Origin of the sequence: Clostridium sp. JN-1, from assembly GCF_003718715.1 — a bacterium.
Taxonomy (GTDB): Bacteria; Bacillota; Clostridia; order Clostridiales; family Clostridiaceae; genus Clostridium_AV.
Window position 1 is genome coordinate 2,042,256 of sequence record NZ_CP033465.1, and the last position, 12,594, is coordinate 2,054,849.

Consider the following 12,594-nt stretch of genomic DNA (forward strand, 5'->3'; position numbering starts at 1 on the left):
ATAACCACCTCCGTAAAACTACATAAAAATAGTTTTTATTTAAACAAGCTTATCATTCTTTTACTTCCAACTTTAAAATTTTAGCAGCATATTTAGCTGTACTTGCTTGAACAACTAATGTCACAATAATCGCCATAAATGTAACTGCTGATATAATCTGTGCATTTTGAACTTTCATGCTTACAATCATACCTGCTAATGCCGCTGGTATAACACCAGTTTCTCTGGTCCACATCAAATACAATGCTTCCCTGAAATTCCATTTTGCTTTTCTATCCCAAATTATAGAGAAAAATACTGAAACAGGTCTTGCTGCAAATATAAATAATAATACTACAATAAGTGCTTGACTCCAATACTGACCAAGTATATTAAAGTTAATCTGTGTTCCTAAAATCGTAAATATGAGTATTCTAAGTATCATTATCAAGACTTCCTTAAAATCAAGATGAACTCTCTCATCATCAGCATCAATTGACAATTTAAATACATCTTTATTTCCACATACAATTCCAAATATAAATACTGCCATAAATCCACTAAAACCAAAATGTTCGGAAACAACATATGCACCTAACACAGCTGCTACTGCAATTTCTCCTGGATATCCACTAAATATTCTCATTTTTCCCCTGCCAAGAAGGAAAACCACAGCATATCCTATAATTCCACCTACAAATATACCTCCAAATGCCTTTACAAGAAGCTGAACTATACAGCTTGAAATTGAAAAACTTCCTCCTAAAATCACTCCAAGTATGGTAAAAGTTATAATTGCTCCTGCTGCATCATTAAAAGCTGATTCAGAAATTATAGTTTGTTTTAACTTACTGCTTATGTTCATATTTTTAAATAGCGGAACCAATACAGAAGGATCTGTAGAAGCTATAACTGATCCAAGCAAAAGTGCATATATAAAATCTATTTTAAGTACCTTGGATGCAAAAAATCCAGTAATGAACGTAGATATTATAACTCCTAGTGTAGCTAAAAGCGTTACAGATACCTTTACCTTATTTAATATCTTAAGTTTAACTTCTCGTCCTCCATCATATAATATATATGCTGCCCCAAAATTTAAAATTAATTGATTTTCAATCTTAAATACATCAAAATTTACTATATTTAAAACTTGAGGGCCTAAAATAACACCAGCCAATATAAATAAAACAACATCCGGTATATGTACTATTTTACTTAACTTGACACAAATAATACCTGTTAAAATTAAAATGCATAATAATCCCATTAAATTTTGAGTTAATAAAGTTATATTTCCTTCCATTTACGCTGTTTACCTCTTTTTCTACTTATTAATTAAGTTGTTATATAAATTGTCTTTAAAATAATATTTTAACTTAAACTCATAATAAAGTAAAACATAACTTTAATCTGCAAAGCATAAATTGCAGTTATATTATATAAGGTATTGAAAGGAATCTAAAATATTGTTAATATAAATAAAGAATTTTCAATTTAAAAATCGATTTGGAGGATCACAATGGAAGATAAAATTAAAAACACATTAATATCAAAAGAACAAATATTAAGTAAACTTTCTGAAACAGGAAAGCTTATATCTAAAGAATACAAAGGTAAAAACTTATACGTTTTATCACTTTTAAGAGGTAGTTTTATATTTGCTGCAGATTTAGTAAGAGAAATAGATTTGCCTTTAATGATAGGTTTCATGACAACTTCAAGTTATGGTAATTCTGAGACATCATCTGGAAATGTAAAAATAATAAACGATATACCTGATGACATAAAAGGACGTGATGTTCTTATTGTTGATGATATTATAGATACTGGAATAACTATGAATTTTGTAATAAATCATGTAAAATCTTTAGGAGCAAATAGTGTAAAATGCTGTACTCTTTTAGATAAACCTACTAGGCGAAGAGTAGACATCAAGCCAGACTTTTTCTGCTTCAAAATTCCAGATGTATTCGTAGCTGGTTACGGATTAAACTACGGCGATTATTATAGAAACATACCTTACGTATTTAACTTTGAAGAAAAATAAATTCTACATAGTAAAAATATTTCATCGCACTATTTTTGATTTGAGATGACAAAAGACATAAAAACATAAGACAAAGAACAAAGGCAGAGGACAGAGGACATAGGACAGTGAAGGTAAGTTTTCTTCCTTACGTCATAAAACTAATTTATTTTTAGGTTCGTTTTGCTAATGCAAAACATCACTTAAGCAGGCATCTAAAATCTACGATTTTTAGATGCCTGCTTACTTAGGAGAGTATCTTTAAGGAACAAAAGAATATGGGTTTCTTTAATTAAATTTTTGATAACTCGTTTCGCTAAGGCGAAACATTTCTAACTTATATAAATTTAAAGATTTTTTTGCGTTAGCAAAAAATCAACCTTCTCTGTCCTCTGTCTTCTGTCCTCTGTTTTTTTGTCTTACTTTTGATTTTGAAGTTTAAAGCCTGCATTATCCAAGCCTAAGTTTATGGAGGTTTCTGGAACTTTACCAACTATTATTGTTTCTGAAATTGGCACTTCATTTTTGATACTGATATTTTTGCTATTAGGTGGTACTATAATTCTCATATTTGTATTAACTTGTACATATATTTTATGTCTTGTTTGATTTATTCCAGCACTTTCAAAGTTAGAAATATACTTGGTTTCTATATAGCCTACAGGCTGCATCTTTACAGTTATATTAGGTCCCCAAAAAGCAAGCAAATTATTCTTTAATATATAACCTAATGGTATCTTTATTCCAGTTTCTCCTATACTTCTCAATTGTTTTTGAGACTGAATTGCTACATCACAAGCTATTTTACTCATCTTTAAAGTATCTGCCTTCATCATAACTACGCTGCCTTCACTATCTTTATCTATATGTATAATATCATCGTAGTTAAATTCTTTAGAATACTCATTTAATATGACTGAATTTATTGTCTCTGTAACTTGAGCTCTAACTTCTGCTTCGGACGCTGTAATAATAGCTGGAGTTATTAAAAAGTTGATTATATATATATTAATCATAATTAAAGAAAATATTAGTACTGCTAAAAAATATATTTTTATCTTTTTATCGATTCTAAATTTTCTTTTTATATTTTTCACTTCCTTAAATTTAAATATTTTATACTTTCTAATCCATAAATAGTGTTAGTGCAGTATTAATGATGGTTATTTCATTAATACTTTAATTTGTGATATAATAATTAAAATTAACTATTTTACATAAACAAGGAGGACAATTATGGGCAAGAAGCGTAAAAAAGCTAAAGCTAAAACTCGCTTTAAGGCTTTAAAAACCACGCTGATTACTATTTTAAGTTTATTTATATTAGGAGCAGTAACCTTTGCAGGAGTAGCTTTTGCAGCAATAAAAAGTGCCCCTCCTTTAAATGTTAACCAACTCTTAACTTTAGATGAACCTTCAGCTTTATACGATGACCAAAATCAATTTATGGATGTCGTAGTTACTGATAAACAAAGAAAAGTTATCCATTATAAAGATATGCCTCAAAATCTAAGAAATGCCTTCATTAGTATAGAAGATGAAAGATTTTATAAACATAAGGGTATAGACGTAAAAAGAATAGTTGGTGTTGCATTTATAGATGTAAAAAATAAGTTGACAAGGCAATCTGGTTTACAAGGTGCTTCAACTATAACTCAACAGCTTGTAAAAAATACCTTATTATCTTCTGAAGTTTCCTTTAAGCGGAAGATTCAAGAAATGTATCTTTCAGTAAAGCTTGAAAAATACTTGTCAAAGGATCAAATACTAGAAGCGTATATGAACACAATATATCTTGGAGGAAGGGCAATGGGAGTTGAAGCTGCCTCAGAGCAGTATTTTGATAAAAGTGCTAAAGACTTGAACTTAATTGAATGTGCATACATAGCTGGAATTCCGCAAAGTCCATCAGTATACTATGCTTTTTCTTCTACTTCTAAAAAAGATCCATCTATATACTTGAACAGAACTCGAACTGTATTAAAGAAAATGTACGAAAATGGATACATAACAGCACAAGCTTATAATAACGCTTTAACGGACTTATCCAATAATAAATTAGTTTTTAAGCCTCAAAATTCTAATGACGGCAAACTCAATTATGAATACTTTACACTGCCTGCTGTAGATCAAGTAAAAAAGGCATTAGAAAGTAAATATCACTATAGTGAAAGTCAAGCAGAGCATCAATTAATGTACGGCGGTCTAAAAATATATACAACAATGGATAAATCTATTCAAGATAATACTCAACAAACTTTAAACAATACAGATATACTAGGAAATAATTCTCCAAATAATATCGAACAGCCTCAGGCTTCAGCTGTCGTAATGGATTATCACTCTGGAGAAGTAAAATGCATAATTGGAGGAAGAGGAGATCAACCAGCTAGATCTTACAATAGAGCTGCATCAAATAATTTTCTTAGACCTACTGGTTCAAGTATAAAACCATTAACAGTGTATGGACCTGCAATTGAATCAAAAGAGTACACAGGTGCTACAATTATTAATGATTCTCCATTAAGTAATGATATTTCTCAAAAATATGGTTCTGATGGTGAAGGATATACTCCTAGTGATGACGACGGTGAGTATATGGGCAATATAACTTTGAGAACAGCATTGACACATTCAAGAAACTTAGCGGCAGTAAAAATAGAAGATAAGCTTGGAATTAATACTGGAATAGATTATGCTCAAAAATTTGGTATAACATTAGATGAACATGATAAAACAAGTATATCTGCACTGTCTTTGGGACAATTGCATCATGGTGCAAATCCACTAATCATGGCAGCTGCTTATGGAACTTTTGGCAATAATGGTATATACACTTCTCCTAAGCTCTACACTAAGGTAGTCGATAGATCTGGAAAAGTAATTTTACAAAATGATACTTCTACAAAAAAGATACTTTCCCCACAAAGTTCATACATTATGTATGACTTGCTAAAAGGTCCTGTTAGTGCTGAAGGTACCGGATCAAGTGCAAACTTTGGAGATATGCCTGTTAGAGGTAAAACTGGTACTACCACTGATTCAAAAGATTTATGGTTTTGCGGACTTACGCCTTATTATTCTGCAGCTGTTTGGATAGGCAATGATGATGACTCTGTAATTTCAGGATACAACAGTAATACATCTGCTGCTCTATGGGCAGCAATAATGGAATCGATACATCAAAATTTGTCGCCTAAAGATATAGATATGCCTGATGGAATAATAACAGACCCTATATGTGAACTTTCAGGTAAACTTGCAAGTTCTATATGCTATAGTGATCCAAATGGAAGTACAGTTTACAATGAATTATTTATAGATGGAACTCAACCTGGAAGTCATTGTAATATTTCACATTTATCTAATGGAATTAATTCATTCCTTAATAATCCTGTACTAAAAAAATTTAAAGGAAATAATAACAATAACAATAATAATAACGAGAATAATGCTATTAACAAGAATGCTTCTAAAAAGAAAACGCATCAAGATAATAATCCGGACAATAATGTAGAAAATAATGTAGAAAATAATAATAATACTGATACAAATGAAAATAATACTAATACTAATACAAATACTAATACAAATACAAATACAAATACAAATGAGGATACATCAACAGATAATTAAGTTAAACCCTATTTAGATTAAGAATTAGTCTAAATAGGGTTTTTACAAACTTTAGATAATTATTCTTTAGATTTAGGATTAAATATCAATGCCATAACATATCCAAATATTATGGCAGCAGTTATACCGCCAGCTGTACCCTTTACTCCACCAGTAAATGCTCCTATAAGTCCTTTACTATTTACTTCTTTTATTGTAGATTTAGCAAGCGAACATCCAAAACCAGGTAAAGGTATTGTAGCTCCTGCCTTACCATACTTTATAACCACATCGTATATATTTAGTGCTCCTAAAATTACACCTACTGTAACAAATACTACTAATATCCTGGCAGGTGTTAATTTTGTTTCATCCATCAATATTTGACCAATTACACATATAATTCCACCAACTATGAATGCCATTAAATAACTCTTCATATAAAGTCAGCCTCCTAATCTTAATATTCCACCGATACAGCATGTGCTATACCAGGAATACTTTCTCCTTGAAGTGAAGATGTAGTACTTAAAAGAGCTCCTGTTGAAACAAGCAGTACCTTTTTAAACTTTCTACTTAACATATTTTTATATATATATCCACAGTAAACTACAGCAGAACATCCACATCCACTTCCTCCAGCATTAGTATCACTTTGATCACTGCTAAATATCTGCTCACCACAATCCATATAATTTGAAGATATATCATAACCATATTTTCTTAATAACTTTTCCGTGATTTCTTTACCATACTTCCCTAAATCACCTGTAGCTATGAGATCATAGTCTTCTGGAACACGTCCTGTGTCTTTAAAGTGTTGATATATAGTTGCCGCTGCTGCTGGTGCCATAGCTGCTCCCATATTATTAGAATCTGTAATTCCATAGTCCTTTACTTTACCAGTTGTCACATAAGTAATATACGGAAAGTCTCCCTCTCTTCCAAGAATCATTGACCCAGCACCAGTTACCGTCCACTGTGATGTAAGTGCTCTTTGGGTTCCAAATTCGAGAGGAAATCTAAACTGTCTTTCAGATGATGCAAAATGAGATGATGTTGCTGCTATAACATAATTTGCAAATTGTCCATCCATTATCATTGATGCCACACTAAGTGACTCTGTCATTGTTGAACAAGCGCCATAAAGTCCTAAAAAAGGTATATTCATTCCCCTAGCTGCAAAACTTGATGCCGATAGTTGGTTTAATAAATCGCCTGTTAACATATACCCTATTTTTTTTTGATCCAAATTTGCCTTTTTAATACTTTCTGATACGGCAGTAAACAATATATTACTTTCTGCTTTTTCAAAGCTTTCATTACCATTATGATCTTCATTTAAAATAATATCGAAATAGTTCTTAAAGTTTCCCTTACCTTCTTTAGGTCCAACAATACTTGCTGTTGAAATTATCTTAGGTTTACTTTCAATTCTTACAGTTTGATCCCCTAATCTTTTATTCAAAATTAAGCCCCCTTCAAAAAAGTTTATTTATTATAAAGTAAACAATTCCTACGACTACCGACGAACCTATTCCATAAACAAGTACTGGACCTGCTATGGTAAACATTTTTGCTGCTACCCCAAATACATATCCCTCTTTTTTAAATTCCATTGCCGGAGAAACTATAGAATTTGCAAAACCAGTTATAGGTACAACTGTACCAGCTCCTGCAAAAGCAGCTATTTTATCATATATACCTATTCCAGTTAAAAGTGCAGCTATAAATATCATAACTATGGATACATATGTTCCAGCTTCATCGTTAGATAATCCAATACCTACAAAATAATTACTGAAAAATTGTCCAACATCACATATTAATCCACCAACCACAAATGCGCATATACAATTTTTTACCAAGTTCGGTTTAGGCTGTATGTTTGAATATAAATTTTGAAATTCATCCCTAATTTCCTGTTCATTTACATCCATGTATATCCTTCTTTCATAAATTTTTATAACTTTATTTTATGTTGTATAAAAATTTTTAAACAGGAATAAACATATATTAATTTTAAATTAACAAAACTATAATGTTTCTAGTTTGTAGCTTAACTTACACTCCGGGAAATATATACATTACTTTTAGCTTAAAACTTAGTTTGCACGCAGGGATATTCTGACAAAATGAAAGCACATATAAATACTTTTTTATCATTCTTGGCGAAGTATTTATCGTGCTGAAGTTTGGCAGCATATCCCGGAGTGTAAACTAAGTTTGGAATTAGAAGCCCTATATTTATATAAAATAAAAAAATAGGATATAAAATTTTATATCCTATCCACTCAATGTCTTTTTCATTACCTTTAAAACTTTCTTTTCAATTCTAGATACTTGTACTTGACTTATTCCAAGCATTTTTGCCACTTGAACTTGTGTTTTATCTTTAAAGTATCTAAGCATTATGATCTGTCTAGATTTCACATCTAAATCCCTTAATGCTTCCTTTAAAGCTATTCTATTTATCATTTTTGTATCTTCTTCACGATTTTGGCTTAACTTATCAATAAGTAAAACCGGTGATCCATCATCTTGATGTATAGTATCATATAAATATTGCAGACTATTTGCAGATTCCATAGCAAATACAATTTCTTCTCTTTCTATACCTGAATACTTAGCTAATTCTTCAATTGTTGGCTCCCTATTTAACTCCTTAGTTAAACTTTCCCTATCATAATGTAACTTCTTAGCTGTATTTTTTACACTTCTGCTAACTTTTATTATGCCATCGTCCCTTAAAAATCTTTTTATTTCACCAAGTATCATTGGTACAGCATAAGTGGAAAACTTAACATTATATTTTTCATCAAAATTGTTCACTGCTTTGACTAATCCAATACACCCAATTTGGAATATATCCTCATATTCGTATCCCCTATTTAAAAACTTTTTACTAATAGCTGATACAAGTGGTAAATTTACTTTTACAAGTCTATTTAAAGCTTGCTTATCTCCACTTTGGGCACTTTTTATAAGCTGAACACTGTTTTCATAGTTATAATCTGGTTTTTTAACTGCTTCTTCACCCATATTAATTCACCTAACTTAATGATTTAAAATTTTTTTTCATCGTTATTCTTGTCCCTTTATTTTTCTCAGAATAAATTTCTAATTTGTCCATAAATGTTTCCATAACCGTAAAACCCATACCTGATCTTTCTAAATCTGGTCTTGATGTATATAATGGTTGTCTTGCAAGCTCTATATTTTCTATTCCAATACCATTATCACAAATTGTAATTGTTAGTTCTCTTCCCTCTATGTAAGATTCTATTTTTATTATATCTTCCTTGTTTTGATATCCATGTATTATAGAATTAGTTACTGCTTCTGATACAGCAGTTTTTACATCTGTAATCTCTTCTATAGTAGGATCGAGTTGAGATACAAAGGCTGCTACTGCAACTCTAGCAAAACTTTCATTTTCTGATTTACTTAGGAATTCTATTTTCATCATATTATTGTACATTTATAACTCCCCCCACATTAAATACTCTGAACTGCTTCTTCTATAGTGTCATAAATTTTAATTATTTTAAATATACCTGATAGTTCAAATACTCTTTTTATAGAATCAGTTGCTCTGCTTATACATATACTTCCTTTTTTCATACTTAACTTCTTATATCTTCCTATTACAACACCTATACCTGAACTATCCATAAAGCTTACATTTTTAAAATCCAATATCAATTTAGTAATTTTATCTTGATTTAACCTATCGTCTATCTTATTTCTGACTTCTTCAGCACTGTGATGATCTAATTCTCCAATCATATGTACAATAAGCTTATCATCTGATTTTTCAAATTTTAAATACATTATATCCAAGACTCTACTAAAACCATATATAAGTTTTAGCGTTAAAGACTTCCCTCTTTAACTTTAATTTACCATATTATAAGTACTTATAATATGACTGCAAACAACTCAAATGTCATTTACAGCATATGCATAATTGCATAGTCCGAGTCAGACGATTTAACCCCCCTTCGAATTTATAAAATTATAAGTATACCAGTATGTTAATTATATTCTATGTATGTAATAATTTTCCTCCTTTTTTTTAACGCTTCTATTTTTTATTTTTACCACTTACACCGTTTATATACACAGTAATAAAGTATTTCCACAAAATTTATGAATATATATTGTAATTGTCATTTATTTAAAACATTGATATAATAAATTTGCATGCATAATAAATACATTTAAGTTTGGAGGTATATTATGATGGATATGTGGATTAGAGAAGGTCAAATAGAAAATGCTGTTATGACCTATAAAGTAAAAGAAACTCTTGTAAGGAAAAAAACTAAATATCAAGATTTATGTATTGCCGATACATATGAATTAGGCAGAATGCTTACTTTAGATGGAATTGTTCAAACTACAATTAAGGATGAGTACGTATATCATGAAATGATAACTCATATTCCTCTTTTTACACATCCAAATCCTAAAAAGGTTCTTGTAGTTGGCGGTGGAGATGGCGGTGCTGTAAGAGAAATTTTAAAACACCCTTCTGTACAAAAAGTTATACTATGCGAAATTGATGAAGAAGTTATCAAAGAGTGCAAAAAGTTTTTACCTGAAATAAGCTCAAAATTAGATGATCCAAAATGCGAAATTTTTATCGGTGATGGAATAAAGTATGTACATGAACATAAAAATGAATTTGACGTAATAATAGTTGATTCCACCGATCCATTTGGTGCTGCTGAAGGATTATTTGGCGGAAGTTTTTATAAAGAAATATCTGAATGTTTAACTCAAGACGGTATATTTATAGCACAAACTGAAACTCCTTTTTATTTGCCTGAAACAGTAAAACGTGTATATAATGATGCAAATAATATATTCTCTATAACTAAACTATTTATGGCTGGAATTCCTACATATCCAAGTGGATTTTGGAGTTTTACAATTGGTTCAAAAAAATATGATCCTGAATATGCTGACTTATCAAATACAATTGAAATAGATACAAAATACTATACTAAAAAACTTCACAAAGCTTGTTTTGTACTTCCTAAGTTTATAGAAGATTTAATAAAATAACTGCATACGTAGTTTACATAATTCATGCATCAAGCAATAACTTTCAGTTTCTGTTACGACCTTAAGAGATCGCAGCAGAAACTAGAAGTTAATTAGCCTTCTTTTCCCATCCTTTAAAGCCTTTGATTAATATTAAATTGAAAAATACTCATCAATCCTTAGGCTATCTTTGGGAATGTATTTGCAGCATGGGACATAATATAAGTTTTTAAATTGCTGCCTTTTTTCTTATAGGTCAGCTTTAAAGCTTCTTCTACTGTTTTTACTACAGTTATATTTGCTTTTTTTACAAGCTTTGGATCTAAATCTGACACAAATATAACATCATACTTATTTGCAAGATCGCAGAATATATATCCTACATCTTTTGAGATACTGTATTCACGTCTTAGCTCCTTTTCTCTATCTAACATGTTGTCATAATTTAATATCATATTCTGAACATCTTTATTACCGCCTAAACCTTCTCTGCACTGACTTAATATAATCATTGTTCCGCCGTCTTTTACTGCTTCCTTAGCATTCATTATTGTTTTGCTTGATTGATAGAAGTTTATATCCTTTGGATATCCACCGGCAGTAGCTATTACCAAATCCGCTTTTTCATTTATATTGACACTATCTAATTTTTCAACTATTTTGCATCCTTCATAAAAAGCTTCAATATAATTACCGCTGACTGCTGAAACTATACTACCATTTGCATCTACAATTACATTAAATATAAATGTAGGTCTTAAGAAAGCTGCTGCCTGCATCATATCTTCATTCACAGGATTACCTTTTAATTTTCCACTTCTTACATTAGGATTTTTTCCTTCACCTAAATTTTCATTTAAAGTAAGTGAATGGTTTTTCATTATAGTTTGGTAGGATGAAATACCTGGTAAAATAGTTTTTCTACCTCCTCCCCATCCTGCAAGAAAGTGATAAACAATTCCTCCTGTAAGAACTATATGGTCGCATTCATAAGCTTTTTTATTTACTTTTATTGGAGTACCATAAGTTGTTTTCCCTAAGTATACTAGGTTATCTTCATCAAAACAGTCATGATCTATAACTTCAAATCTTTTAGCTAGTTTATCTCCTAGAAGTTTAACATGTTCATCTCTGTTTTGTTTTCTGTGCGACCCTAGAGCACTTATAATTTTAATGTCTTCATCCTTAACTCCTCCCTTATTTAATTCTTCAACTATTTTATACAGAAACTTATCTGTTTTCTCCCATGCTCTAGTTACATCAGGTACTACTAAACAAACAGTTTCCCCTGGCTTAACAAGCTCCTTAAGTCTTGGACTTCCTATTGGATTTTGCAGTGTATTTACTATAATTTCCTCCTCTGATTGCGATACTCTAAAAGGTTTGCTTTCTATTACCCCAAGCAAATTTTTATCTTCAATAGAAACGCTTACTTTGGTACTCCCATAATCTAATTCAAAACTTTTCATATTAACCCTCCCATTTTAAATTTGAACTTATAAGGAATATGAGCCAAAAAATTTTCGCTAAAAGCAGGTCTTATCTGTATTAACTTTCCGTCCTCATCAAATTCTAGACTAGTGCAGTCTGCTGTCAGACCAGTTTTTAAATACCTGTAATTAAAAAAACCTTGTGTTATTAATTTAAAAATATTTAATATAAAATATTTACTATTTATATATTTTACAAATAAAAGTTTTATTACAAGTAACAAAATTTAGGAAAACACAACTAATAGTCAAACATCTTCAAATCAATATAACAAAAAGAGAGAAACATCGTTTCTCTCTTCTTATACGTACTATAAATTAATTATTGTATTTAGAGTTATTAAATATTTTCTATTATTTCATTAACTGCTTTTTTTAACTCATCCATAACTTACACACACCATTGTTTATTTTAGCTGCAAATTGCGC

12 protein-coding genes and 1 pseudogene are annotated in these 12,594 nt (G+C 30.3%); 3 read left to right on the top strand and 10 right to left on the bottom strand.

Annotated features, from left to right (window positions below; translation table 11 throughout):
- Positions 1-52: 52 nt before the first annotated feature.
- Positions 53-1,285, bottom strand: coding sequence for a sodium:proton antiporter (locus EBB51_RS09720; protein ID WP_123054292.1), 1,233 nt, complete (start codon positions 1,283-1,285; stop codon positions 53-55).
- Between the two features lie 216 nt (positions 1,286-1,501).
- Here EBB51_RS09720 and hpt point away from each other — a divergent pair, with 216 nt between their 5' ends.
- Positions 1,502-2,029 (top strand): hypoxanthine phosphoribosyltransferase, encoded by a 528-nt coding sequence (gene hpt / locus EBB51_RS09725; protein WP_123054293.1) that lies wholly within the window; start codon positions 1,502-1,504, stop codon positions 2,027-2,029.
- 398 nt (positions 2,030-2,427) lie between these two features.
- Here the strand turns inward: hpt and yunB are convergent, their stop codons facing one another.
- Positions 2,428-3,105, bottom strand: a complete 678-nt coding sequence (yunB, locus tag EBB51_RS09730) for a sporulation protein YunB (RefSeq protein WP_123054294.1) — start codon at positions 3,103-3,105, stop codon at positions 2,428-2,430.
- 139 nt (positions 3,106-3,244) lie between these two features.
- Between yunB and EBB51_RS09735 the strand changes: the two genes are divergently transcribed.
- The gene (locus EBB51_RS09735; RefSeq protein WP_123054295.1) at positions 3,245-5,644 is read left to right on the top strand and encodes a PBP1A family penicillin-binding protein; all 2,400 of its coding nucleotides are present in this window, start codon (positions 3,245-3,247) and stop codon (positions 5,642-5,644) included.
- Between the two features lie 59 nt (positions 5,645-5,703).
- On the opposite strand, the gene spoVAE is transcribed toward EBB51_RS09735, so the two are convergent.
- The 6 genes from spoVAE to spoIIAA all read right to left on the bottom strand — a co-directional run bounded on the left by spoVAE (position 5,704) and on the right by spoIIAA (position 9,457).
- Positions 5,704-6,063, bottom strand: coding sequence for a stage V sporulation protein AE (spoVAE, locus tag EBB51_RS09740; RefSeq protein WP_123054296.1), 360 nt, complete (start codon positions 6,061-6,063; stop codon positions 5,704-5,706).
- Positions 6,064-6,083: 20 nt separating this feature from the next.
- A complete protein-coding gene (spoVAD, locus tag EBB51_RS09745; protein ID WP_123054297.1) occupies positions 6,084-7,091 on the bottom strand; it encodes a stage V sporulation protein AD in 1,008 nt (335 codons plus the stop codon).
- Between the two features lie 13 nt (positions 7,092-7,104).
- Positions 7,105-7,563, bottom strand: coding sequence for a stage V sporulation protein AC (gene spoVAC, locus EBB51_RS09750; protein ID WP_123054298.1), 459 nt, complete (start codon positions 7,561-7,563; stop codon positions 7,105-7,107).
- 346 nt (positions 7,564-7,909) lie between these two features.
- Complete coding sequence (gene sigF, locus EBB51_RS09755) at positions 7,910-8,665, bottom strand: RNA polymerase sporulation sigma factor SigF (protein WP_123054299.1); 756 nt, start codon at positions 8,663-8,665, stop codon at positions 7,910-7,912.
- Positions 8,666-8,675: 10 nt separating this feature from the next.
- Positions 8,676-9,104 (bottom strand): anti-sigma F factor, encoded by a 429-nt coding sequence (gene spoIIAB / locus EBB51_RS09760; RefSeq protein ID WP_123054300.1) that lies wholly within the window; start codon positions 9,102-9,104, stop codon positions 8,676-8,678.
- A gap of 17 nt (positions 9,105-9,121) precedes the next feature.
- A complete protein-coding gene (gene spoIIAA / locus EBB51_RS09765) occupies positions 9,122-9,457 on the bottom strand; it encodes an anti-sigma F factor antagonist (protein WP_123054301.1) in 336 nt (111 codons plus the stop codon).
- 411 nt (positions 9,458-9,868) lie between these two features.
- On the opposite strand from spoIIAA, the gene speE reads away from it, so the two are divergent.
- Positions 9,869-10,696 (top strand): polyamine aminopropyltransferase, encoded by an 828-nt coding sequence (gene speE, locus EBB51_RS09770; RefSeq protein ID WP_123055039.1) that lies wholly within the window; start codon positions 9,869-9,871, stop codon positions 10,694-10,696.
- A gap of 158 nt (positions 10,697-10,854) precedes the next feature.
- On the opposite strand, the gene larA is transcribed toward speE, so the two are convergent.
- Both larA and EBB51_RS13880 read right to left on the bottom strand, forming a co-directional pair.
- Positions 10,855-12,144: a nickel-dependent lactate racemase gene (larA, locus tag EBB51_RS09775; RefSeq protein WP_123054302.1), complete on the bottom strand. Its 1,290-nt coding sequence runs from the start codon at positions 12,142-12,144 to the stop codon at positions 10,855-10,857.
- Between the two features lie 35 nt (positions 12,145-12,179).
- Positions 12,180-12,284: pseudogene (locus EBB51_RS13880) on the bottom strand (electron transfer flavoprotein subunit alpha/FixB family protein); the annotation flags it as partial.
- Positions 12,285-12,594: the final 310 nt, after the last annotated feature.

Excerpts from the sequence above, each read along its gene's own strand:
- EBB51_RS09720 (WP_123054292.1), bottom strand. The coding sequence starts at position 1,285 with ATGGAAGGAAATATAACTTTATTAACTCAAAATTTAATGGGATTATTA.
- hpt (WP_123054293.1), top strand. The coding sequence starts at position 1,502 with ATGGAAGATAAAATTAAAAACACATTAATATCAAAAGAACAAATATTA.
- EBB51_RS09735 (WP_123054295.1), top strand. The coding sequence starts at position 3,245 with ATGGGCAAGAAGCGTAAAAAAGCTAAAGCTAAAACTCGCTTTAAGGCT.
- spoVAE (WP_123054296.1), bottom strand. The coding sequence starts at position 6,063 with ATGAAGAGTTATTTAATGGCATTCATAGTTGGTGGAATTATATGTGTA.
- spoVAC (WP_123054298.1), bottom strand. The coding sequence starts at position 7,563 with ATGGATGTAAATGAACAGGAAATTAGGGATGAATTTCAAAATTTATAT.
- sigF (WP_123054299.1), bottom strand. The coding sequence starts at position 8,665 with ATGGGTGAAGAAGCAGTTAAAAAACCAGATTATAACTATGAAAACAGT.
- spoIIAB (WP_123054300.1), bottom strand. The coding sequence starts at position 9,104 with ATGTACAATAATATGATGAAAATAGAATTCCTAAGTAAATCAGAAAAT.
- spoIIAA (WP_123054301.1), bottom strand. The coding sequence starts at position 9,457 with ATGTATTTAAAATTTGAAAAATCAGATGATAAGCTTATTGTACATATG.
- speE (WP_123055039.1), top strand. The coding sequence starts at position 9,869 with ATGGATATGTGGATTAGAGAAGGTCAAATAGAAAATGCTGTTATGACC.
- larA (WP_123054302.1), bottom strand. The coding sequence starts at position 12,144 with ATGAAAAGTTTTGAATTAGATTATGGGAGTACCAAAGTAAGCGTTTCT.